This is a genomic window from Streptomyces sp. NBC_00691 (genome assembly GCF_036226665.1).
GTDB lineage: Bacteria > Actinomycetota > Actinomycetes > Streptomycetales > Streptomycetaceae > Streptomyces.
In genome coordinates this window covers 6350378-6374345 of sequence record NZ_CP109007.1, presented here as the reverse complement: position 1 = coordinate 6374345, position 23968 = coordinate 6350378, and the positions used below count along the sequence as shown (strand labels likewise).

Below are 23968 nucleotides of genomic sequence, written 5' to 3'. Positions count from 1 at the left end.
GGGAGTCCTTTCCGTCGCGCGTCCGGAGCCTCGCGCCCCGGACCGGTGTCAGGCTCCGCCCGCCGACGGGCGTCCGGGCCGTGACACGGCCGCCGCCGTGGGCCCATCGGGTTGCGGGACCCTCCGATCGGACGGGCGTGCGCGGGGGGCGTGGGGTCGCGTCGGTGGCATCCTCGGAATGTGACCTTCGCCGCTTGGAGCCCAGGGGCTGGGCAGCCTGGTTACCCACAAGTAGCATGGGGGAAGCAAGCGCACGCTTAGGCGTGTGCCGCAGCAGTGCCATCCCGCACCCTGGAGGAGAGCCATCGTGCCTCGTACCGTCAGGGACGTCGTCTTCGTCGACGGCGTCCGCACCCCGTTCGGCAAGGCGGGCCCGAAGGGCATCTACCACGAGACCCGCGCCGACGATCTCGTCGTCAAGGCCATCCGGGAGCTGCTGCGCCGCAACCCCGGTCTGGACCCCGCGCGGATCGACGAGGTCGCCATCGCCGCGACCACGCAGATCGGTGACCAGGGTCTGACGCTCGGCCGCACGGCGGGCATCCTCGCCGGGCTGCCGCAGTCGGTGCCGGGCTACTCCATCGACCGCATGTGCGCCGGTGCGCTCACGGCCGTGACCAGCGTCGCCGGTTCGATCGCCTTCGGCGCCTACGACGCCGTCATCGCCGGTGGCGTCGAGCACATGGGCCGCCACCCCATGGGTGAGGGCGTCGACCCGAACCCGCGCTTCGTCAGCGAGAAGCTGGTCGACGAGTCCGCCCTCTTCATGGGCATGACCGCCGAGAACCTGCACGACCGCTACCCGAGCATCACCAAGCAGCGCGCCGACGAGTACGCCGTGCGCTCGCAGGAGAAGGCCGCCAAGGCGTACGCCGACGGCAAGATCCAGCAGGACCTGGTGCCGATCTCGGTCCGCCGCACCGACGCCTCCACCGGTGAGACCGGCTGGGGCCTGGTCACCGCCGACGAGCCGATGCGCCCGGGCACCACCCTGGAGTCGCTGGCCGGCCTCAAGACGCCGTTCCGCGTCCACGGCAACGTCACCGCGGGCAACGCGGCCGGTCTCAACGACGGCGCCACCGCCTCGATCATCGCCTCCGAGGACTTCGCCCGCGAGAACGACCTCCCGGTGAAGATGCGCCTCGTCTCGTACGCCTTCGCCGGCGTCGAGCCCGAGGTCATGGGCTACGGCCCGATCCCGGCGACCGAGAAGGCCCTCGCGAAGGCCGGTCTGTCCATCGAGGACATCGACCTCTTCGAGATCAACGAGGCCTTCGCGGTCCAGGTCCTCGCCTTCCTGGAGCACTACGGCATCGCCGACGACGACGCCCGCGTCAACCAGTACGGCGGCGCCATCGCCTACGGTCACCCGCTCGCCTCCTCCGGCGTCCGTCTGATGACGCAGCTGGCCCGCCAGTTCGAGGAGAACCCGCAGGTCCGCTACGGCCTCAACACGATGTGCGTCGGCTTCGGCATGGGCGCCACGGTCATCTGGGAAAACCCCCACTGGGAGGGCAAGTGAGCACCACCGCCGAGCTTCTGAAGGGCGCCGCGGAGCTCTTCCCCGACGAGGTCGTCACGAGCGCCCACGTACGGCACTTCGAACTGCCCGCGGGTGCGGGCCGGTTCGCCCTGATCACGCTGGACAACGGCTTCGACCACACCAAGCCGACCACCTTCGGCCCGCAGTCGCTCGCCAACCTGAACACGGCGATCGACCAGGTCGAGGCCGAGGCCGCGAACGGTGAGATCACCGGCGTCGGCATCACCGGCAAGCCGTTCATCTTCGCCGTCGGCGCCGACCTCAAGGGCGTCGAGCTGCTCAAGAAGCACGACGAGGCGCTCGCCATCGGCAAGGGCGGCCACGACGTCTTCAAGCGTCTGTCCGCGCTCGCCGTCCCGACCTTCGCGTACTACAACGGCGCGGCCATGGGCGGCGGCGTCGAGGTCGGTCTGCACTGCACCTACCGCACCGTGTCGAAGGCCCTCCCGGCCTTCTCGCTGCCCGAGGTCTTCCTCGGCCTGGTGCCCGGCTGGGGCGGCTGCGCCATCCTGCCGAACCTGATCGGCGCCGAGAAGGCCGTCTCGGTCATCATCGAGAACTCGCTGAACCAGAACCGTCAGCTCAAGGGCAAGCAGGTCTTCGAGCTCGGCATCGCCGACGCCCTGTTCGAGGGCGCCGACTTCCTGGAGCAGTCGCTGATCTGGACGGCGTCCGTCCTCAACGGCTCCGTCACCGTCGAGCGCCCCGCGATCGACCGCGGCGAGGCCTGGGACCAGGCCGTCGCCAAGGGCCGTCTCGTGGCCGACTCCAAGGTCCACGGCGCCGCGCCGGCCGCCTACCGCGCCCTCGACATCATCGAGGCCGCCAAGGACGGCGACCTGCAGAAGGGCTTCGACGCCGAGGACCAGGCCCTCGCGGACCTGATCATGGGCGGCGAGCTCCGCTCCGGCATCTACGCCTTCAACCTGGTGCAGAAGCGCGGCAAGCGCCCCGCCGGTGCCCCGGACAAGTCGCTGGCCCGCCCGGTCACCAAGGTCGGTGTCGTCGGCGCCGGTCTGATGGCCTCCCAGCTCGCCCTGCTCTTCCTGCGCCGCCTCGAGGTGCCGGTCGTCCTGACCGACATCGACCAGGAGCGCGTCGACAAGGGTGTGGGCTACGTCCACGCCGAGATCGAGAAGCTGCTCGGCAAGGGCCGCATCAACCAGGACAAGGCCAACCGCCTCAAGGGCCTGGTCTCCGGTGTCCTGGACAAGGCCGAGGGCTTCGCGGACGCGGACTTCATCATCGAGGCCGTGTTCGAGGAGATGTCCGTCAAGCAGAAGGTGTTCGCGGAGGTCGAGGCGGTCGCTCCGGCGCACGCGATCCTCGCCACCAACACCTCCTCGCTGTCGGTGTCGGAGATGGCCTCCAAGCTCCAGCACCCGGAGCGCGTGGTCGGCTTCCACTTCTTCAACCCGGTCGCGATCCTCCCGCTCCTGGAGATCGTCCGCGGCGAGCAGACGGACGACGCCTCGCTGGCGACCGCGTTCGGTGTCGCCAAGAAGCTGAAGAAGACCGCGGTCCTCACCAAGGACGCCCCGGCGTTCGTCGTGAACCGCATCCTGACCCGCTTCATGGGCGAGATCCAGAACGTCATCGACGAGGGCACGTCGGTCGAGACCGCCGAGAAGGCGATCGAGCCCCTCGGCCTGCCGATGTCGCCGCTGGTCCTCCTGGAACTCGTGGGCCCGGCCATCGGTCTGCACGTCTCCGAGACCCTGAACCGCTCCTTCCCGGAGCGCTTCACCGTCTCGCCGAACCTCAAGCGCGTCGTCGAGGCCGGCAAGCGCGGCTTCTACGTCTACAAGGCCGAGAACGGCTTCAAGCCGGAGCTCGACCCGGAGGTCGCCGCCCTCCTCGTCCAGGGCGACACCGTCCTGACCGAGGAGCAGGTCCGCGACCGCGTCCTGGACGCGGTGGCGCAGGAGATCGGCCTGATGCTGGAGGAGGGTGTCGTCGCCGAGGCGCAGGACATCGACCTCTGCCTGATCACCGGCGCGGGCTGGCCCTTCCACCTGGGCGGCATCACGCCGTACCTGGACCGTGAGGGCGTCTCCGAGCGCGTCAACGGCAAGCCCTTCCTCGCGCAGGGCGTGGCGAGCGTCCCGGCGTAACACCCGGCCTCGCGCCCCAGGGCGTACGTGAACGGCCCCGGCACCTTCAGAAGGTGCCGGGGCCGTTCGCGTACCGCCGGGGCGGCCGCCCGGAGAGCGAGAGCTTCGCGGGGCCTCCCGGGGCCGCGCGTCAAGGGGCCGCGGGCCTCCCGGGGCCGCACGCCGAGGCACGAGCCGGCCGCACGCCGAGGTGCGAACAGGCGGAGGTCCCGGGCAGCGCCGGAGTGCCTGGGACGCCCGTCGGGGCGTCACCCTATGGAGCGCCAGCCCTCCAGGACCAGACCCTCCGCCGAGGCCTTCTGGCGGGTGACGAGCGGGGCGCCCCCGCCGACGCGGGCCATCGCGACCAGACGCCCTTCGGGGCCGCGGGTGAGGACGGCGGCGAGATCCGCGTGCCGCTCCCCCGTCTCCGACCACTGGATGCCTTCGGTCTCCCGCTCGCTCGGGTAGGAGGCGAGGGCGAGCCGGCCGTCGGCCGACCGCTGGGCGAGGACCGTGTGCTCCTCGCCGTCGACGAGACAGCGGGTGGCGGAGAGCCGCCCGGTACCGACGGCCTTGCTGAGCACCGTCGGCTCCAGGGAGCGCTCGGGCGACCAGGCGCGGACCTGGCCGTCCTGGTCGAGGTAGAAGAGCGTGACGTGCCCGGAGGGGCCGGTCGTGGCCGCCAGGGTGCCCATGGTCACCGACGCCGGGAGCAGCTCCTCACGGATCGGCCGGGCGCCGGACTCGCGCTGTACGTAGCGGACGAGGCCCTTGGCGTGCGAGCTGAACAGCTCGACGAAGCCGGAGCCGTTGGTGAGCGCGACCGGCGAGGGGTCGGTCTTCGATCCCATCAGGTCCCACCAGGGGTGCCAGCCGCCGGCGTCCTTCTGGGCCCGCACGCTCAGCCCGCCGCCGCCGTTGCGCATGAAGGCGTACACACGGCCCTGGCCGTCCACCGCGACGGCGGGGTTGCCGGTCCACGGCGCCTTGCCGTTGGAGTGGCCGATCGAGCGCCAGGCCACCGCGGGGCGGCCGGTCTGGAACTGGACGCTGTGCACCAGCTCGACGTGGTCCTCGCCGCCGGTCGTGGGCCGCAGACCGACGAGGTGGACGTAGCGGTCGGCGCCCTGGCCGACCGCGAGGAAGGAGGTCAGGCCGTCGCCGCCGAGCGAGACGGGTCCGCTCCATGTCCCGTCCGGCTCCTCGGTCCAGCGCACCACCTCTCCGTCCCTGGGCAGGTAGGCGCTGAACCGGCCCTCCGTCCCTCGGGTCAGCCAGGCACCCTGGAGCAGGGGGGCGGTGGAAGGGGCGGCGGGGGCCTGGGATCGATTAGCCATGGGGGGATCCAGCACTCCGGTCGTCGGAAGGAGTTCGGGTACGAGCCGACTGTAGTCGCCCTGCCGAACGGTCCCTTCCGCACCCGGGACATCGCCGTCCCGCGGCCCGCTCAGTACTCCGCGCCCTGGCCCGCCTTCCCGAGCCGGCTGTGACCGCGCCCGTACAGGAAGTACACGACGAAGCCGATCACCATCCAGACCGCGAACCGGAACCAGGTCTCGCCGGGCAGGTTGAGCATCAGCCAGAACGAGGCGGCGATGGAGAGGATCGGCAGCACCGGCACCCAGGGGGTGCGGAAGGCGCGGGGCAGGTCGGGGCGGGTGCGGCGGAGCACCATGACGCCGACGGCGACCACGACGAAGGCGAAGAGCGTGCCGATGTTCACCAGGGTCGCGAGCTCGTTGATGCTGGTGAAACCGGCGACGATGGCGATGATCACACCGAGCAGGATCGTCGGCCGGTACGGGGTCTTGAACCGCGGGTGCGTCTTGGAGAAGAAGCGCGGCAGCAGGCCGTCGCGGCTCATCGCGAAGAACACGCGGGTCTGGCCGAGGAGCAGGATCAGACAGACCGTGGTGAGGCCGATGGCGGCGCCGAAGCTGATCACGCCCGCGTAGAAGGGATGCCCGGCGGCCTTGAAGGCGTCGGCGAGCGGGGCGCTGACGGACAGCTCGGTGTAGTGCTGCATGCCGGTGACGACCAGCGCGACGGCCACGTAGAGCACGGTGCAGATGAAGAGCGAACCGAGGATGCCCCGGGGCATGTCCCGCTGCGGCAGCTTGGTCTCCTCGGCGGCGGTGGCCACCACGTCGAAGCCGATGAAGGCGAAGAAGACGACGGAGGCCGCGGTGAAGATGCCCATGACGCCGAAGTTGGTCGGCTCGTACCCGAAGAGCAGCTGGACGAGTGGCGAGTCCCAGTTGGAGCCGCCGCCCTCGGGGGTCACGGCCGGCGGGATGAAGGGCTTGTAGTTGTCGCCGACGATGAAGAACAGACCGGCGACGATCACGATCATCACCACGGTCACCTTGATCGCCACGACGATCGCGGTGATCCGGGCGGAGAGCTTCATGCCCAGGACGAGGACGACGGTCAGCACCAGGACGAGGAGGAAGGCCAGGATGTCGAAGGTGCCGCCCGGCACGTCCGGCCCTTCGAGCGCGGCCGGCAGGTGCCAGTCGATGTTGTCCATGAGCGACCGGACGTAGCCCGACCAGCCGACGGCGACCACCGCCGTACCCAGGGCGAACTCCAGGACGAGGTCCCAGCCGATGATCCAGGCGGGCAGCTCGCCGATCGAGGCGTACGCGAAGGTGTACGCCGATCCCGCCACCGGCACCGTCGAGGCGAACTCGGCGTAGCACAGGGCTGCGAGGGCGCACACGATGCCGGCGGCGACGAAGGCGAGGGCCGTCGCCGGGCCGGCGTTCTCCTTGGCGACCTTGCCCGTGAGGACGAAGATGCCGGTGCCGATGATGACGCCGACGCCGAACACCATCAGGTCCCAGGCGGACAGGGACTTCTTGAGTGCGTGCTCCGGCTCCTCCGTGTCGCGGATCGACTGCTCGACCGTCTTGGTCCGGAAGATGCCGTTGTTGGCGCGTGGCCGCTGGTCCGTACTCACTCGTCGTACCTCCCTGCCATGGAGCTGCCGTCCTGTGGCCAGAATGCACGCGAAAGGGCCGATCGGCACTCCGAAGAGTGAGCCGATCGGCCCTGGGGTGACACGGGGTGACGGTGACCGTCAGTCGCGGGCGGGCTCCACGGCCTGCGCGCTGCTCTCGAACCTGCCGTCGAGACGCGAGACCAGACCGGTGACCTGCCGGGCGATGTCCGGAGCGGTCAGACCGATCTCGGCCATGACCTCGCCGCGGGAGGCGTGGTCCAGGAAGCGCGGCGGGATGCCGAAGTCACGCAGCGGCACGTCCACCCCGGCGTCGCGGAGCGCCTGGGCGACGGCCGAGCCGACGCCGCCGACGCGGCTGTTGTCCTCGACGGTGACGACGACCCGGTGCCGCTCCGCCAGCGGGGCGAGGGCCTCGTCGACGGGCTTGACCCATCGGGGGTCGACGACCGTGGTGGAGATGCCGTGCCGGTCGAGCAGGTCGGCGATCTCCAGGCACATCGGGGCGAGCGCCCCGACGGAGACCAGGAGGACGTCCGGGCGGTCCGAGCCGGGCTCGCGGAGCACGTCCATGCCGCCGACGCGCCGCAGAGCGGGGACGGCGGGGCCGACGGCGCCCTTGGAGAAGCGGACCACGGTGGGGGCGTCGGTGACCTCGACGGCCTCGCGCAGCTGGGCGCGGACCTGGTCGGCGTCGCGCGGGGCGGCGAGCCGCAGGCCGGGGACGACCTGGAGGATCGACATGTCCCACATGCCGTTGTGGGAGGCGCCGTCGGTGCCGGTGACGCCGGCCCGGTCGAGGACGAAGGTGACGCCGCACTTGTGCAGGGCCACGTCCATCAGGACCTGGTCGAAGGCGCGGTTGAGGAAGGTCGCGTAGACCGCGAAGACCGGGTGCAGACCGCCGGTGGCGAGGCCGGCGGCGGAGACCGCGGCGTGCTGCTCGGCGATGCCGACGTCGAAGACCCGCTCGGGGAAGGCCTTGGCGAACTTGTCGAGACCGACGGGCTGGAGCATGGCCGCCGTGATGGCGACGATGTCCGCGCGCTCCTTGCCGAGCTTCACCATCTCCTCGCCGAAGACCGAGGTCCAGTCGGCGCCGGAGGAGGCGATGGGCAGGCCGGTGTCGGGGTGGATCTTGCCGACGGCGTGGAAGCGGTCGGCCTCGTCCTGGAGGGCCGGCTGGTAGCCGCGGCCCTTCTCGGTGAGGCAGTGGACGATCACGGGGCCGCCGAAGCGCTTGGCGCGCGTCAGGGCGGACTCCAGGGCCTCGATGTCGTGGCCGTCGATGGGGCCGACGTACTTGAGGCCGAGGTCCTCGAACATGCCCTGCGGGGCGATGAAGTCCTTGAGGCCCTTCTTGGCGCCGTGCAGGGTCTCGTAGAGCGGCTTCCCGACGACGGGGGTGCGCTCCAGGATGTCCTTGCCGCGGGCGAGGAAGCGCTCGTAGCCGTCGGTGGTGCGCAGGGTGGCCAGGTGGTTGGCGAGGCCGCCGATGGTGGGCGCGTAGGAGCGCTCGTTGTCGTTGACGACGATGACGAGCGGGCGGTCCTTGGCGGCGGCGATGTTGTTCAGCGCCTCCCAGGCCATGCCGCCCGTGAGGGCTCCGTCGCCGATGACGGCGACGACGTGGTCGTCCTTCTCGAGGACCTCGTTGGCCTTGGCGAGGCCGTCGGCCCAGCCGAGGACCGTGGAGGCGTGCGAGTTCTCGATGACGTCGTGCTCGGACTCGGCCTGCGAGGGGTAGCCGGAGAGGCCGCCCTTCATCTTGAGCTTCGAGAAGTCCTGGCGGCCCGTGAGCAGCTTGTGGACATAGCTCTGGTGGCCGGTGTCCCAGAGGACCTTGTCCTTCGGGGAGTCGAACACGCGGTGCAGGGCGATGGTCAGCTCGACCACGCCGAGGTTGGGCCCGAGGTGCCCGCCGGTCTTGGAGACGGCGTCCACGAGGAACGTCCTGATCTCGTCGGCCAGCTGGTCCAGCTGTTCCGGGGAGAGCCGGTCCAGATCTCGCGGTCCCCTGATACGGGTCAGCAGAGCCACCCGTGCCTCCTTGCGTTTGAGCTGGTCGAGCTTGCCGATTTGTCGAGTCTAATGTTCCGTCTTGGATCGTGGGCATCGGGCCGGGGGGTGACGCGTCACCCTCACGGCCTACATGTCGCTGATCTGTACGGCTCTGAGCGCTGATGTGTACGGCTTCCCCGCCGGTCGGGGCACTGCTCCGGACGCAGCAGTGCCCGGCGCCGGTTTCACGGCGCCGGGCGGTGTGGCGAGCGTTACGCGCGCGGGACGGGGTCCCTAGGCGCGTCCCGCCGTCTTCTGCGTCTTGCGGGAGACCGAGTCGATGATCACGGCGATGAGCAGGACCGCTCCGGTGATCATGTACTGGATCGCGTTCGAGGACAGGTTCATCTGGTTGAGGCCCTGGACGATCGACTGGATGACCAGGATGCCGAGGAGCGCCGACCAGACCTTGCCGCGTCCGCCGAACAGGGACGTACCGCCGATGACCGCGGCGGCGATGCACATCATCAGCTGGTTGCCGCCACCGAGGGAGCGGTCGGCGCCGCCGGTCGCGGAGGCGAGGAACAGACCGCCGATCGCGCCCATCGTGCCGGAGATCATGAACACCGAGATCCGGATCCACGAGACGTTGATACCGGCGCGGCGGGCGGCCTCGATGCCACCGCCGACGGCGAAGACCTGGCGGCCGTACGTGGTGCGGCGCAGCACGAAGTCGGTGACGAGCAGGATGACCAGGAAGATCACCAGGGAGAGCGGCAGGCCCTGCTCCTGGTTGAAGCCGTACGCGGCGACGAGGACCAGGACCGCGAGGACGGCGGTGCGCAGGATGATCTCGCTCTGCGGGCGGTGCGGCAGCTCGGCGGACTTGCGGCGGCGGGAGTCGCGCAGCTGGGCGAGGTAGAACGCGGCGACGACGGCCACGGCGAGGCCGTAGGCGGCGGCGACGTCGGAGAAGTAGTACTTGGTGAGGTCGGCGACGAAGCTGCCGATGGGGGTGGGGATCGTGGACTTGTCCCCCATCACCCAGGTCTGGAGGCCGGCCCAGCCGAGGAAGCCGGCGAGGGTGACGACGAAGGCGGGCACGCCGATCTTGGCGAAGACCAGACCGTGGAAGGCGCCGAGGAGGGTGCCCGAGAGGATGCCGAGGAGGATCGCGAGGCCGTCCGGCATGTCGGTGCCGAGGACGCCCCAGACCGAGCCGGCCAGACCCGCCACGGAGCCGACGGCGAGGTCGATCTCGCCGAGCAGCAGCACGAAGACGATGCCGACGGCCATGATGCCGGGGCCGACCGCGTACAGCGTGATCTGGTCGAGGTTGTACGAGGTGATGAAGTTGCCGGTGAGCGCCTGGAAGACGATGCCGATGACGATCAGGCCGACGACGACGGGCAGCGAGCCGATCTCGCCGGAGCGGATCTTGCGCTTGAACTCCTCGACGTAACCCTTGAAGCCCTGCTCGCGCACGAGGAGGCGGGGGTCGACGGCGGGTATCGCGGCGGCGGCCGGGACCTCGCTGACCGGGGTCGTCTCGTCGGGGGTACGGGGCTCGGGCACCGCTGCCTCTTCGCTCGCGGTGGGAGGGGTGTTGCTCACTTCGCTACCTCCGCGTTGCGGGCCTGACGGCGGGTCACGGCGTTGTCCGTGGCACCGGTGATCGCGGCGATGATCTCTTCGTGCGTGGTGGTGGCGACCGGGAAGGTGCCGTTGTTGCGGCCGAGGCGGAGCACGGCGACGGTGTCGGCGACGGCCTTCACATCGGCCATGTTGTGGCTGATGAGGATGACGCCCAGGCCCTGCTCGCGCAGCCGCTCGACCAGGTCGAGGACCTGGGCGGTCTGCTCGACGCCGAGGGCGGCGGTCGGCTCGTCGAGGATCACGATCTTGGGGTCGCCGACCAGGGCGCGCGCGATGGCGACGACCTGGCGCTGACCGCCGGAGAGCGCGGCGACGGGGATGCGGACGCTGGGGATGCGGATCGAGAGCGTGGAGAGCAGGTCCTTGGCCCTCTTCTCCATGGCGACCTCGTCGAGGACGCCGCCCTTCTTGATCTCGCGGCCGAGGAACAGGTTGGCGACGACGTCGAGGTTGTCGCAGAGCGCGAGGTCCTGGTAGACGGTCGCGACGCCGAGGTTCTGGGAGTCGTGCGGGCGCTGGATCTCGACCTGCTCGCCCTCCCACTCGATGACGCCCTCGTCGATCGGGTGCACACCGGCGATGGTCTTGACCAGGGTGGACTTACCCGCTCCGTTGTCGCCGACGAGCGCGACGACCTCTCCTGCGTGGACTTCGAGATCGACACCGGAGAGGACCTGAACCGCTCCGAACCGCTTGAAGATCCCGCGCAACGCCAGCACGGGCGCCTGCGTCTGGGACACGTGAACCAACTCCTTCGCCGCCCGCGGGCGGCGGCATGTCGCGCCGCCGGTGCAGCGCCAAAGTTCGAGGGGGGGGCTGAGCTCGTCCGGCCCCCGGACCGACAGCGGGGTCTGGGTCGGCCGGGGGCCGGACGGGCAGGGGGACGGATCGTGTCGACGGGCGCCGGGCGTTCGGCCGGGGGTCTCACCCTTTGGCGGGGGTGCCACCCTCGGCGGGGCTCTCGCCCCGTCTCCGGGGCTTCAGCCTCTGTACGCGGGCCGGTGTCGTGATCCGTGACGCCGGGCTCTCAAGGGGCCCGGCGGGCTCGGCTCAGGGGTTACTTGACGCCCAGTTCCGTGCACTTGGCGGCCAGGTCCGAGGTGCAGAGGTCGGCGGCCTTGTAGATGCCGTCCTGGATCACCGTGGTCTGGATGTTGGTCTTGTCGACGACGACCGGCGGGAACAGCGTCGACGGCACGCCGTCGGTCGCGCCCTGGGCGCCGAGCTCCTTGCCTTGGAGCAGGTTCACCGCGAACTTGGCGGCCTCGGGGGCCAGCTGCAGCGGCGACTTGTAGATGGTGAAGGTCTGCGAACCGGCGATGATGCGCTGGATGCCCGCGACCTCGGCGTCCTGGCCGCCCACCGGGATGCCCTTGATGCCGGCGTTCTCGAGGGAGGTGATGACGCCGCCGGCCATGCCGTCGTTGGCCGAGTAGACCGCGCCGATCTTGTCCTTGCCGACCGAGGAGATCGCGGCGGACATCTTCTCGCCGGCGATCTTCGGGTCCCACTCGCCGGAGGCCTCGTAGGCGATCTTGCCGACCTTGCCGTCGAGGGCGGTGTGGGCGCCCTTCTTGAAGAGACCGGCGTTCGGGTCCTTCTCGTCGCCGTTGATCATCACGACGTTGGCGGAGGCGGCCTTGCCGCCGAGGGCGGCGAGGAGCGCCTGGCCCTGGAGCTCGCCGACCTTGTTGTTGTCGTGGCTGACGTAGGCGTCGGCGCCCTTGACGGCACGGTCGTACGCGACGACCTTGACGCCCTTGGCCTTGGCCTCGGTGATCCAGCCCTCGGCCTTGGTGGCGTCGACCGGGTCGAGCGCGATGACCTTGATGCCGTCGGCGATCAGCTGGTCGAACTGCTGCTTCTGCTTCACGACGTCGGAGACCGCGTTGTTGTACACGACCTCGCAGTCGCCGCACGCGGCCTTGACGGCCTTCTCGAACTGGGGCTTGTCGAGAGCCTCGTAGCGCGAGGTCTTGTTCTCGGGAAGGAGCAGACCGATCTTGGTCGAGCTGCCCTTGTCACCGCTGTCGTCGCCGCCGGCCTGGCCACAGGCGGCGAGCGAGAGGGCCATCGAGACCGCGGCCGTGGCTATGACGGCGCGACGCGTCACTGCGTTCATTTGGGGTTGCCTCCCTGACGAGGCCGCGACGTTGCGGCCGAGGTGTCCCGAAGTCAACTCGGCCGCAAGGTTGCCGTCAAGAAGTAAATTCTTAACGAGATGACAACGGTGGTGTTCGTTATCTAAGTGAACGCAAGGCGTGAGACCGGAGCAGCCGTCGGCAGGGCACTCTCCAACAGGGTCGAATCGCCCATTTCGCTCAGTACGAGGGCCAGCGCGCCGAGCACCTCCGCGCGGCCCCCCAGGGCCCCCTGGGCCAGCGAGAGCTGCCGGGCGGCACTGGGGATCGCGTACCGCGAGACGGAGTCCCTGATGGGCGCCAGGACCAGCTCCCCGGCCTCCGCGAGGTCGCCGCCGAGCACCACCCGGCTCGGGTTCAGAAGATTGCAGAGGTTGGCGATGCCGCTGCCGATGTGCCGCCCGACGTCGGCGATGACCCGGCGGCAGCCCGGGTCGCCCTCGCGGGCCAGCTGGACGACCCGTTCCATGGTCAGATCGGGGCCGTGACTGGGCTGGAGCAGCGGCAGCACGTACCGGGCGGCCGTGAAGGTCTCCAGGCAGCCGCGGTTGCCGCAGCGGCAGACAGGCCCCGACTCGTCGAGCGTGATGTGCCCGATCTCGCCCGCGGTGCCGCCGGGGCCCCGGTAGACCCGCCCGTCGATGACGAGGCCGGCGCCGACGCCGCTCGCCACCTTGATGTACGCCAGGTCCTTGACGCCCCGCCCGCTGCCCCAGACCAGTTCACCGAGCGCGCCGAGATTGGCGTCGTTGTCGACGTGCACGGGGACGCCGAGGCGGCCGGAGAGCTCGTCGGCGGGGTTGATCCCGCTCCAGCCCGGCAGGATCGAGGTCGACCCGAGGGTCCCGGAGGAGACGTCGATGGGGCCCGGCACGCCGAGCCCGACCCCGATCACCTTGTCCGGGCCGATCCCGGTGGCCAGGATCAGCCGTTTGACCAGCTGCTCCGCCCGGTCGAAGCCCTCGGCGGCGGAGGCGTCCACGTCGAGCGGCTCCGCCTCCTCGGCGAGCACCTGGTGGGCCAGGTTGCCGACGGCGACCCGGAGGTGGGTGTGGCCGAAGTCCACGCCGATCACGATGCCGGCGTCACCGGAGAGCGAGACGCTGCGGGCCCGGCGGCCGCCCGCCGAGGTGGGCGTGACGTCGACGGTGCCGCCGTCCTTCAGCTCCCGGACGATGTTGGAGACCGTCGCGGCGGACAGTCCCGTCGCGCGGGCGATCTCCGCCTGGGTGAGCGAGCCGGCCATGCGCACCGCCCGGACGACCCGTTCGAGATTGGCCCTGTGCAGAGACGTCTGCGATCCCGGAGTCTCCATCGACTCACTCACTCCCACCGTTTTCTCCAACATGTGAACTCTAAGGGGACGCTTTCGGCTTGCTCCCCGTCAAGACCTTGAGTGGGGGAGGGTCTGTGTCACACGACGCGCAGGGCCCCCGGCGCGGGTGCGCCGGGGGCCCTGGAGGCAGCGGGAACGGGTTACTTCACGGCACCGGCGGTCAGACCGGCCACCACCTGTCGTTGGAAGATGATGTACGCGGCGAGCACCGGGAGCATCGCCATCACCAGACCGGCGAAAAGGCCTGACCAGTCGCCCTTGTAGCCCTGGCTCGTGGCGAGCTGGACCAGGCCCTGGGAGAGCACCTTCTCGTCCTGCTCGGTGTTGAGCACCGTGGGCAGCAGGTACTGGTTCCACTGTCCGAGGAAGTTGAAGATGCCGACGCTGATGAGACCCGGCTTGGCCATCGGCAGCATGACCTGGAAGAAGGTCCTGGTGTGCGAGGCGCCGTCCACGAAGGCCGCTTCCGCCACCGAGGTGGGCAGGGTGCGGAAGAAGGCCGTCAGGAAGAAGACGGTGAAGGGCAGCGAGTACGCGATGTAGACCAGGATCAGGCCGTGCGGGGTGTTGAGCAGGGCCATGTTCTGCATCACGTAGAAGAGCGGCACGAGCGCGAGGATGATCGGGAAGCTCATTCCTCCGATGAAGAGGAAGTAGATGAAGCGGTTCCCGGGGAAGTCGAAGCGGGCCAGCACGTACGCCGCCATCGAGCCGAGGAGCAGAGTGCCGATGAGCGAGCCGCCGACGACCACGATCGTGTTCATGAAGTAGTCGCTCATGTGCGCCTGGGACCAGGCGCGCGACCAGTTCTCGAAGTGGAGGCTGTCCGGCAGCGACCACGGGGAGGTGAAGATCGCCCGGTCGGTCTTGAACGAGGTCATGACCGCCCAGAGCAGCGGCATGACGACCATGATCGCCCAGATGATCAGGACGCCGTGCGAGAAGACGTTGAGGACCGAGCCCTCGCTCTTGGACTCCTTGCGGGGCGCGGGCGGCACCGTCTTGGTGACCACGGGCCCCGAGCCGCCCGAGGGGCCGGGGGTCTCGACGCCGGGGGTGGCAGTGTCGGTCGTCTTCATCAGAACTCCAGCCGCTCGCGCCGGCCCAGCTTCATCACGACGGCCGCGAAGGCCAGGGTGACGAGAAGGAGCGCGACACCGATGGTCGTTGCGTAGGCGGCCTGACCGTCCCGGAACGCCTTCTGGTACACGTACAGCGGAAGGACGACGGTGGAGTAGTCGGGCCCGCCGCCGTTGGGGCCGACGGTCATGATCTGGACGACGGCGAAGGACTCCGCGCCGAGCGCCAGGATGCCCATGTAGATCCAGCCGGACTGCACGGTGTCCCAGAGCAGCGGCAGGGTGATCTTGAAGAAGGTGGTGAAGCGGTTGGCGCCGTCGAGCAGCGCGGCCTCGTAGAAGTCCCGGGGAATGGACGCCATGCCGGCCGAGAAGAGCACGACGAAGAAGCCGACCGTGGACCAGACGAGAACCGCCATGACGCAGATGAGGGCGAGTTTCGGATCGCCCAGCCAGTCTGGCTGAATACTGCCGAGGCCCATCAGCTTCAGAGCGGAATTGATGGCTCCGCTATTCGGGTTGTAGGCGAACTGGAAGAGCAGCGCGACGATGGCGATCGACAGCACCTGCGGGAAGAAGTACACGATCTTGTAGAAGGCTGATCCGCGTACGCCGGCGATGGCCGCTCCGCGGCGGCGCCGGCCGCCGACATTGAGCATGAACGCGAAGAACAGCGCGAGTCCGACGGTCACCAGCGGCAGCACCACCGCGAGGGTCAGACTGTGCTGGAGCGATTTCCAGAAGATCTCGTCGTCCAGCATTCTGCTGTAGTTGTCGAATCCGACGAATCCGAATTCGGGACTCAGCCCGCTCCAGTCCGTGAGCGAGTAGTAGATGGACTGGACGAAGGGCCAGATGACGAAGAGCGCGTAGAGCGCGAGGGGTGCCGCCAGGAACCCCACGATGAAACGGTACTTGCCGTGCTGCATTCCTACCGACCCCGATCTTCCCGCGGAGGCGCGCCGCGGGTGCCGCGCGCGAAGGACCCGGGGCCCGCTCCCGGTCGGCGGGAAGGGGCCCCGGCGCTGCTCACTGGTGCTTGTAGTGCTTGATCGAGGAGTCCTTGGCCGCTTCGTCGGCGAACTTCTGGATCTTCTTGATCGTCTCGGCCGGGGTCGCGCGGCCGGCCATCATCTCGCCGATGCCCGCGACACCGATCTTCTCCTTCTGGAGCGCGACGTACCAGTCCTGGAGGCGCGGGTTGACGACGTTCTGGCCCGCCTTCTCCAGGGCCGCGACACCGGACTTGAGGCCAGGCGTCAGCTCGATGCCGTCGGTGCCGCCGTTGTACGCCGAGAGGGACTTCACGGACTGCGTGAAGTTCTTGGACGAGGCCTCGCTGAGCATGATGCGCAGCTGCTCCATGCCGCCCTCGGGGTTCGCCGCCTTCGCCGGCACGATGAAGGGCTCGCCGCCGGAGGCCCACATGGTGCCGAAGGGCATCTTGTCGGAGGCGTCGATGCCGCTCGGGGCGGAGACGGCCAGGTTGAAGTCGGCCGGCATGGTCTTGGCCGCCTCGTTCTCGACCCAGGAGCCGTTCGGGATGAACAGCGCCTTGCCCTCGGTCCAGGCGGTCTGCGACTGGATGTGGTCGAGGCCGGGGGTGCCCTTGAGGATGTAGCCCTTCTGGACGAGCTCGTAGTAGGCCTCGAAACAGGCCTTGACCGCGGGGTGCTCCCAGGCCTTCGGCTCCAGGTTGTCGATGGCGTCCAGGACCTCGCGGCCGCCGACCTTGCCGATCATCGGGTAGAGCGAGAACGGCAGGTAGTACGGGTGCTTGCCCGCGTACGTCCAGCCCGCGATGCCCTTCTTCTTGGCCTTCTCGCAGACGGCCAGCATCTCGTCCCAGGTCTCGGGGTACTTGGCGTCGAGCGAGTCGAGCAGCTTCTGGGAGTACCAGACGCCGTAGACGGTGTACGCGTAGTAGAGGATCCAGACCGGGGCGCCGTCGAACTGGCCCATCTCGACGATGCCGGGCCGCAGGGTGTCGCGGACCTTCTTGCTCGGGTCGTCGACGGAGGCCGAGTCCAGGAGCGCGGTGAGGTCGGCCAGTTGCTTCTGGCCGACGAGGACGCCCATGTCCATCTGCTCGGCGCCGGAGTTGTCGATGAGGTCCGGCGGGTTGCCGCCGTTGAAGCGCGGCTGGAGCTCGGTGGTGATCTTCTGGGTCGGCGTGAACTTGACCTTGGCCTTGGGGTAATTCGTCTCGTAGACCTTGATCGCGTCCTTGGCGTACTGCTGTCCGAATCCGCCGTCGAAGAGGACGAAATCAAGCGGCGCCGACTCGTTCACCCCGAGCGGGTTCTTGTCGGACTTCGTCCCCTTCTCGACCTTCGCGTTTCCGTCGCCGCTGCTGCTCGCGCAGGCGGAGAGGAAGCCCATGGTCGGCACCGAAATCAGGCCGATCGCGGCGGAACGCTTGATCAGATCGCGACGGCCAAGGCCCTCATTGGTCTGAGCGGAGGTGGATCCCATGCTCAAGTCCTCGCCTTCATTCAGGACTCAGGCGGTGTACCGGTCGCCCGTACTCACTCGCCACAGGCGAAGGGCCCCGCCACCGCGGTCATTTGCAGCCGGGTCGTGCAGGCGTCGGGCCGTCGTGCGTGGAACCGACTGGCTGGACGCCGACAGGTATAGTCCACTTCCCTTCGCCTGAGCAAGATCGAAAGCAGGTTTTCACGGCCATCTTTCCCGAGTTGAGACCTCCGGGATAAGCACGCTGGATCTGCGGCGTTTCGTCCAACCATTCGTCCGTCAATGCCCTTGACAGTCCCTCAGACCTCCCCGTAGTGGGGCACCTTGACGGGGAGATTCTGGACGCTACAGGGGCATGGGCAGACAAAGGCGGCATACGGCCGGGATCGAAACAGTCGTGTCACAGACACCCCGAAAAGTAAGGATCCTGTGAGGATGACCGGGGATCATAGGGGGACCGCCGACCTCGTCCGTGCGTTCGAGTGTCCGGCGGGACTTCTTTGTCCCTCTCCCTCATGGAGTCATACGTGGCCCACTCTTCTGGCCTGAACCGCTCGGGTCTCCTGTCCCGTGTCACGGTCGCCGCGATAACCGCCGCCCTCGTCGGCACCTCGACCGCCGCGGTCGCGGCGGACGCGCCGCAGCCCTCCGTCTCCGCTCCCGAGCGGACGTCGAACGCGACCGCCTTCGCGGCGACCGCCGCCACCGCCGCCGCCGCGGCCCCGGTGAACTACCTCAACGGCGTCAACAGCGCGGGCGTCATCTGGCGTTACGAGCCCGTCGGCGGGGGCGCCATCCAGCGCCTGGCGGACAGCTCCGGCACGGGCTGGAACTACCACAAGCACTTCACGCAGGCCGACCTGGACGGCAACGGCTCGTCCAACGGCCTCTACGCCGTCCGCGACGGCAGCCTGCACTACACGCCCTTCGGCGGCTCTCCCCGGAACATCGGGGCCGGCTGGGGGATCTACAACGAGATCATCTCCGCCTCCAACACCGGCGGCGCCGTGGCCGACGACCTGCTCGCCCGCGACAGCTCCGGCGTGCTGTGGCACTACCTGGGCCTCGGCAACGGCGCGCTGAGCCAGCGCACCCGGATCGGCAGCGGCTGGAACGCCTACACGCAGATCGCCGGCAAGGGCGACGTCTCCGGTGACGGCAGGCCCGACATCGTCGCTCGCGACGGTTCCGGTGTGCTGTGGCTGTACAAGGGCACCGGGAACTACCGGACGCCGTTCACCAGCCGCACCCGCATCGGCAGCGGCTGGAACGCCTACAACGCCATCGTGTCCTCGGGTGACCTGGACTTCGACGGCAAGGCGGACCTCGTCGCCCGCGACGCCTCCGGAGCCCTCTGGCTGTACAAGGGCCGGGGCAGCGCCACGACCCCGTACTCCGGCCGAGTGAAGATCGGTACGTCCGGCTGGAACGGCTTCCGCGAGATGTTCTGATCCACGGCCGCGAGGCACGACGCAAGGGCCCCGCTCCTCTTCCGAGGAGCGGGGCCCTTTCCGTACTACCGGATCAGATCGTGTCAGCCACGGATCAGGTTGCGGAGCACGTACTGCATGATGCCGCCGTTGCGGTAGTAGTCCGCCTCACCGGGGGTGTCGATGCGGACGACCGCGTCGAACTCGACACCGGTGTCGGTGGTGACCTTGACCGTGCTCGGCGTGGTGCCCTCGTTCAGCTCCGTGACGCCCGCGATGGAGAAGGTCTCCTCGCCGGTCAGGCCCAGCGAGTCGGCCGACTGGCCGGCCGGGAACTGGAGCGGCAGGACGCCCATGCCGATGAGGTTCGAGCGGTGGATGCGCTCGTACGACTCGGTGATGACGGCCTTGACGCCGAGGAGCGCGGTGCCCTTGGCGGCCCAGTCGCGGGACGAGCCGGAGCCGTACTCCTTGCCGCCCAGGATGACCAGCGGGGTGCCGGCGGCCTGGTAGTTCTGCGAGGCGTCGTAGATGAACGACACCGGCGCGCCCTCGACGGTGAAGTCGCGGGTGAAGCCGCCCTCGGTGCCCGGCGCGATCTGGTTGCGCAGGCGGATGTTGGCGAAGGTGCCGCGGATCATGACCTCGTGGTTGCCACGGCGCGAGCCGTAGGAGTTGAAGTCACGACGCTCCACACCGTGCTCGGTGAGGTACTTGCCGGCCGGGGTGTCGGCCTTGATCGCACCGGCCGGGGAGATGTGGTCGGTGGTGACCGAGTCGCCCAGCTTGGCCAGCACGCGGGCGCCGACGATGTCGGTGACCGGGGTGGTCTCCATCGTCATGCCCTCGAAGTACGGGGGCTTCCGCACGTAGGTGGACTCGGTGTCCCACTCGAAGGTGTTGCCGGTCGGGATCGACAGCGCCTGCCACTGGGCGTCGCCCGCGAAGACGTCCTGGTAGGACTTGTTGAACATGTCCTCGCCGATGGCGTTGGCGACGACGTCGTTGACCTCGGCCTCGGACGGCCAGATGTCGGCCAGGTAGACGGGCTTGCCGTCCTGGTCGACGCCGAGGGCGTCCTTGGTGATGTCCACCTTCATGGAGCCCGCGATGGCGTACGCGACGACCAGCGGCGGGGAGGCCAGGTAGTTCATCTTGACGTCGGGGTTGATGCGACCCTCGAAGTTGCGGTTGCCCGAGAGCACCGAGGTCACGGCCAGGTCGTGCTCGTTGACGGCCTTGGAGACCTCCTCCGGCAGCGGGCCGGAGTTGCCGATGCAGGTGGTGCAGCCGTAGCCGACGAGGTTGAAGCCGACCTTGTCGAGGTACGGGGTGAGACCCGCCTTGTCGAAGTAGTCGGTGACGACCTTCGAGCCCGGGGCGAGGGTGGTCTTGACCCACGGCTTGCGGGTCAGGCCCTTCTCGGTGGCCTTCTTCGCGACGAGCGCGGCGGCGACCATCACGTACGGGTTCGACGTGTTGGTGCAGGAGGTGATCGCGGCGACGGTGACGGCGCCGTGGTCGATCTCGTACGTCGTGCCGTCGGGGGCGGTCACCTGGACCGGCTTCGACGGGGCGCCGTTCGGGTGGTTCGCCGGGGCGTCGGAGGCCGGGAAGGACTCCTTGCCCGCCTCGTCGGCCTCGTCGACGTAGTTGCGGACGTCCTGGGCGAACTGCGCGGCGGCGTTCGCGAGGACGATGCGGTCCTGCGGGCGCTTCGGGCCGGCGATGGAGGGGACGACCGTGGAGAGGTCGAGCTCCAGCTTCTCGGAGAAGTCGGGCTCGGCGGCCGGGTCCAGCCAGAGGCCCTGCTCCTTGGCGTACGCCTCGACGAGCGCGACCTGCTGCGCGGAGCGGCCGGTGAGCTTGAGGTAGTTCAGGGTCTCGTCGTCGATCGGGAAGACCGCGGCGGTGGAACCGAACTCCGGCGACATGTTGCCGATGGTGGCGCGGTTCGCGAGCGAGGTGGCGGCGACGCCCTCACCGTAGAACTCGACGAACTTGCCGACGACGCCGTGCTTGCGCAGCATCTCGGTGATCGTGAGGACCAGGTCGGTGGCGGTGGTGCCGGCCGGGAGCTCGCCGGTCAGCTTGAAGCCGACGACGCGCGGGATGAGCATGGAGACCGGCTGGCCGAGCATCGCGGCCTCGGCCTCGATGCCGCCGACGCCCCAGCCGAGCACACCGAGGCCGTTGACCATGGTGGTGTGGGAGTCGGTGCCGACGAGGGTGTCGGGGTACGCCTGGCCGTTGCGGACCATGACCGTACGGGCCAGGTGCTCGATGTTCACCTGGTGGACGATGCCGGTGCCCGGGGGGACGACCTTGAAGTCGTCGAAGGCGGTCTGGCCCCAGCGCAGGAACTGGTAGCGCTCCTTGTTGCGGCCGTACTCCAGCTCGACGTTCTCCGCGAAGGCGGAGTTCGTGCCGAACTTGTCGGCGATGACGGAGTGGTCGATGACCATCTCGGCCGGGGAGAGCGGGTTGATCTTCGCCGGGTCGCCGCCGAGGGCCGCGACGGCCTCACGCATGGTGGCGAGGTCGACGACGCAGGGAACGCCGGTGAAGTCCTGCATGATCACGCGGGCCGGCGTGAACTGGATCTCCTGGCTCGGCTGGGCCTGCGAGTCCCATCCACCCAGGGCCCGGATGTGGTCGGCGGTGATGTTCGCGCCGTCCTCGGTGCGGAGCAGGTTCTCCAGGAGGACCTTCAGGCTGTAAGGGAGGCGCGCGGAGCCCTCGACCTTGTCCAGCTTGAAGATCTCGTACGACTCGTCGCCCACGCGCAGCGTGCTGCGGGCGTCGAAGCTGTTCGCCGACACGACAGTCTCCTTCATCAATGTGCGCGTATTACCGCCATGCTGCCGCCACGACTCCCTCGCCGATCCGCTAAGGTAAGGCTTAGTTAGGTAACCCTTACCGGGTGGGCGGCCGCGGTGCGCCGTAAGCAGTTATCTCGATGTCGAGATAACTCTAGTGCATCCCCGCTCCTCGGTCATGCCCGGCATGCCTGTGACGGCCGTCATCCTGACGGCCGTCCGGCGGTCGGGGCCGGACGTTCCGGCGGCACCCCCGACTGACGGCCGCCCCCACCCGCTCCCCCGGCGGTGACCCTCGTCGGCGCGGACGGGCGGCATGTCACCCCACCGGACGTGGCGGCCCGCGCGCGGCGCACCGAGACCCGCATCCCCCGTATCCGCCCGTACGGCCGCGGACGAATTGCCGCGGCCGTACGGGCGGCGGACGATCGGGACATGTTCAGTGGCGCGCACGTGATCCTCTACACGCGGGACGCGGAGGCCGACCGGGCCTTCCTCAAGGACGTCGCCGGCTTCCCGCACGTGGACGCCGGGCGCGGCTGGCTCGTCTTCGCGCTGCCGCCCGCCGAGGTCGCCGTCCACCCGACGACGGAGGAGCCGAAGCACGAGCTCTACCTGATGTGCGACGACCTCGCCGCGACGCTGAAGGACCTGGAGGACCGGGGCGCGGAGATCTCACGCGCCATCACCGACCAGGGCTGGGGCCTGCTCGCCGCCGTACGGCTGCCGAGCGGGACCGAACTCCCCCTGTACGAGCCGCGTCACCCGACCGCGCACAGCCTGTCACTCTGACGGCCTACCCCAACTACAGGCACCATCTCATATCTGAGATAACGTGACGCCATGGCAGACGACTACCTCGTACGCATCGGCAAGCTCATCCGTGACGCCCGCCAGCACCGCGGCTGGACGCAGACGCAGCTCGCCGACGCACTGGCCACGAGCCAGAGCGCCGTCAACCGGATCGAGCGCGGCAACCAGAACATCAGCCTTGAGATGATCGCCCGGATCGGCGAAGCCCTCGACAGCGAGATCGTGTCCCTGGGTTACGCGGGCCCGATGCACCTCAGGGTCGTCGGCCGCCGCCGGCTCTCGGGCGCCATCGACGTCAAGACCAGCAAGAACGCCTGCGTCGCACTGCTCTGCGCCTCCCTTCTCAACAAGGGCCGCACGGTCCTGCGCCGGGTCGCCCGCATCGAGGAGGTCTTCCGGCTCCTGGAGGTGCTCAACTCCATCGGCGTGCGCACCCGCTGGGTGAACGACGGCGTCGACCTGGAGATCGTGCCGCCGGCCGAGCTGGACATGGACTCGATGGACGCCGACGCCGCGATCCGCACCCGCTCGATCATCATGTTCCTCGGCCCGCTGCTGCACCGCATGGACCGCTTCAAGCTGCCGTACGCCGGCGGCTGCGACCTCGGTACGCGCACGATCGAGCCGCACATGATCGCGCTGCGCCGCTTCGGCCTCGACATCACCGCGACCGAGGGCATCTACCACGCCCAGGTCGAGCGCTCCGTCTCCCCCGACCGCCCGATCGTGCTGACCGAGCGCGGCGACACCGTGACCGAGAACGCGCTCCTGGCGGCCGCCCGCCACGACGGCGTCACCGTCATCCGCAACGCCTCCTCGAACTACATGGTCCAGGACCTGTGCTTCTTCCTGGAGGCCCTGGGCGTACGGGTGGACGGCATCGGCACCACCATCCTCACCGTGCACGGTGTGCCCCAGATCGACGTGGACGTCGACTACTCCCCCTCCGAGGACCCGGTCGAGGCGATGAGCCTGCTCGCCGCCGCGGTGGTCACCGAGTCGGAGCTGACGATCCGCCGGGTCCCGATCGAGTTCATGGAGATCGAGCTCGCGGTCCTGGAGGAGATGGGCCTCGACCACGACCGCTCTGCCGAGTACCCGGCGGACAACGGCCGGACGCGCCTGGTCGACCTGACGGTCCGCCCCTCCAAGCTGGAGGCGCCGATCGACAAGATCCACCCGATGCCGTTCCCGGGCCTGAACATCGACAACGTCCCCTTCTTCGCGGCCATCGCGGCCACGGCCCAGGGCAAGACCCTCATCCACGACTGGGTCTACGACAACCGCGCCATCTACCTCACGGACCTCAACCGCCTCGGCGGCCGCCTCCAGCTCCTCGACCCCCACCGCGTCCTGGTGGAGGGCCCGACCCGCTGGCGCGCCGCCGAGATGATGTGCCCCCCGGCCCTGCGCCCGGCGGTGGTCGTCCTCCTCGCGATGATGGCGGCGGAGGGCACATCGGTCCTCCGGAACGTCTACGTGATCAACCGCGGCTACGAGGACCTGGCGGAGCGGCTGAACTCGATCGGCGCGCAGATCGAGATCTTCCGGGACATCTGAGCACGCCCGAGGAAACCGGCCACGCCCGAGGCCCCCTCGCTCGGGAGGAGCGAGGGG

General features: G+C 69.2%; 16 protein-coding genes. 5 read left to right on the top strand and 11 right to left on the bottom strand.

What is annotated here, in order from left to right:
- The first annotated feature begins 307 nt into the window (after positions 1-307).
- Positions 308-1522 carry a thiolase family protein gene (locus OG392_RS28730; RefSeq protein ID WP_329284131.1) on the top strand — a complete coding sequence of 405 codons (1215 nt, stop codon included), beginning with the start codon at positions 308-310 and terminating at the stop codon, positions 1520-1522.
- Positions 1519-3657, top strand: a complete 2139-nt coding sequence (locus OG392_RS28725) for a 3-hydroxyacyl-CoA dehydrogenase NAD-binding domain-containing protein (RefSeq protein ID WP_329284130.1) — start codon at positions 1519-1521, stop codon at positions 3655-3657. The genes OG392_RS28730 and OG392_RS28725 overlap by 4 nt, the downstream gene beginning before the upstream one ends.
- A gap of 248 nt (positions 3658-3905) precedes the next feature.
- Here OG392_RS28725 and OG392_RS28720 read toward each other — a convergent pair whose 3' ends face one another.
- The 10 genes from OG392_RS28720 to ngcE form a co-directional block, all read right to left on the bottom strand.
- Positions 3906-4976 carry a hypothetical protein gene (locus OG392_RS28720; RefSeq protein ID WP_329284127.1) on the bottom strand — a complete coding sequence of 357 codons (1071 nt, stop codon included), beginning with the start codon at positions 4974-4976 and terminating at the stop codon, positions 3906-3908.
- A 110-nt stretch (positions 4977-5086) separates the two neighbouring features.
- Positions 5087-6601, bottom strand: coding sequence for an amino acid permease (locus OG392_RS28715; RefSeq protein ID WP_329284126.1), 1515 nt, complete (start codon positions 6599-6601; stop codon positions 5087-5089).
- A gap of 120 nt (positions 6602-6721) precedes the next feature.
- Complete coding sequence (gene dxs, locus OG392_RS28710) at positions 6722-8641, bottom strand: 1-deoxy-D-xylulose-5-phosphate synthase (RefSeq protein ID WP_329284125.1); 1920 nt, start codon at positions 8639-8641, stop codon at positions 6722-6724.
- A 255-nt stretch (positions 8642-8896) separates the two neighbouring features.
- Complete coding sequence (locus OG392_RS28705; protein WP_030322940.1) at positions 8897-10216, bottom strand: sugar ABC transporter permease; 1320 nt, start codon at positions 10214-10216, stop codon at positions 8897-8899.
- Positions 10213-11007 carry an ATP-binding cassette domain-containing protein gene (locus OG392_RS28700; RefSeq protein ID WP_030322939.1) on the bottom strand — a complete coding sequence of 265 codons (795 nt, stop codon included), beginning with the start codon at positions 11005-11007 and terminating at the stop codon, positions 10213-10215. The genes OG392_RS28705 and OG392_RS28700 overlap by 4 nt, the downstream gene beginning before the upstream one ends.
- Before the next feature lie 308 nt (positions 11008-11315).
- A complete protein-coding gene (locus OG392_RS28695; RefSeq protein ID WP_329284122.1) occupies positions 11316-12380 on the bottom strand; it encodes a sugar ABC transporter substrate-binding protein in 1065 nt (354 codons plus the stop codon).
- Between the two features lie 122 nt (positions 12381-12502).
- The gene (locus OG392_RS28690) at positions 12503-13714 is read right to left on the bottom strand and encodes an ROK family transcriptional regulator (RefSeq protein ID WP_329284120.1); all 1212 of its coding nucleotides are present in this window, start codon (positions 13712-13714) and stop codon (positions 12503-12505) included.
- A 161-nt stretch (positions 13715-13875) separates the two neighbouring features.
- Entirely contained in the window at positions 13876-14814 is a 939-nt protein-coding gene (locus tag OG392_RS28685) for a carbohydrate ABC transporter permease (protein WP_329284117.1), read from the bottom strand.
- Positions 14814-15743, bottom strand: coding sequence for a carbohydrate ABC transporter permease (locus OG392_RS28680; protein ID WP_329284115.1), 930 nt, complete (start codon positions 15741-15743; stop codon positions 14814-14816). Before OG392_RS28680 ends, OG392_RS28685 begins: the two co-directional genes overlap by 1 nt.
- A gap of 100 nt (positions 15744-15843) precedes the next feature.
- Entirely contained in the window at positions 15844-17289 is a 1446-nt protein-coding gene (gene ngcE / locus OG392_RS28675; protein ID WP_329284113.1) for an N-acetylglucosamine/diacetylchitobiose ABC transporter substrate-binding protein, read from the bottom strand.
- Between the two features lie 527 nt (positions 17290-17816).
- On the opposite strand from ngcE, the gene OG392_RS28670 reads away from it, so the two are divergent.
- Positions 17817-18740, top strand: a complete 924-nt coding sequence (locus tag OG392_RS28670) for a VCBS repeat-containing protein (protein WP_329284111.1) — start codon at positions 17817-17819, stop codon at positions 18738-18740.
- 83 nt (positions 18741-18823) lie between these two features.
- Here the strand turns inward: OG392_RS28670 and acnA are convergent, their stop codons facing one another.
- Complete coding sequence (acnA, locus tag OG392_RS28665; RefSeq protein WP_329284109.1) at positions 18824-21541, bottom strand: aconitate hydratase AcnA; 2718 nt, start codon at positions 21539-21541, stop codon at positions 18824-18826.
- A 432-nt stretch (positions 21542-21973) separates the two neighbouring features.
- Between acnA and OG392_RS28660 the strand changes: the two genes are divergently transcribed.
- Positions 21974-22330 (top strand): VOC family protein, encoded by a 357-nt coding sequence (locus tag OG392_RS28660; RefSeq protein WP_329284108.1) that lies wholly within the window; start codon positions 21974-21976, stop codon positions 22328-22330.
- A gap of 51 nt (positions 22331-22381) precedes the next feature.
- Positions 22382-23911, top strand: a complete 1530-nt coding sequence (locus tag OG392_RS28655) for a helix-turn-helix domain-containing protein (protein ID WP_329284107.1) — start codon at positions 22382-22384, stop codon at positions 23909-23911.
- The last annotated feature ends 57 nt before the right edge of the window (positions 23912-23968 follow it).

What these genes read in the sequence shown, in the direction of transcription:
- OG392_RS28695 (WP_329284122.1), bottom strand. Translation starts at nt 12,380, where the DNA reads ATGAACGCAGTGACGCGTCGCGCCGTCATAGCCACGGCCGCGGTCTCG.
- OG392_RS28655 (WP_329284107.1), top strand. Translation starts at nt 22,382, where the DNA reads ATGGCAGACGACTACCTCGTACGCATCGGCAAGCTCATCCGTGACGCC.
- OG392_RS28685 (WP_329284117.1), bottom strand. Translation starts at nt 14,814, where the DNA reads ATGAAGACGACCGACACTGCCACCCCCGGCGTCGAGACCCCCGGCCCC.
- ngcE (WP_329284113.1), bottom strand. Translation starts at nt 17,289, where the DNA reads ATGGGATCCACCTCCGCTCAGACCAATGAGGGCCTTGGCCGTCGCGAT.
- OG392_RS28690 (WP_329284120.1), bottom strand. Translation starts at nt 13,714, where the DNA reads ATGGAGACTCCGGGATCGCAGACGTCTCTGCACAGGGCCAATCTCGAA.
- OG392_RS28680 (WP_329284115.1), bottom strand. Translation starts at nt 15,743, where the DNA reads ATGCAGCACGGCAAGTACCGTTTCATCGTGGGGTTCCTGGCGGCACCC.
- OG392_RS28720 (WP_329284127.1), bottom strand. Translation starts at nt 4,976, where the DNA reads ATGGCTAATCGATCCCAGGCCCCCGCCGCCCCTTCCACCGCCCCCCTG.
- OG392_RS28660 (WP_329284108.1), top strand. Translation starts at nt 21,974, where the DNA reads ATGTTCAGTGGCGCGCACGTGATCCTCTACACGCGGGACGCGGAGGCC.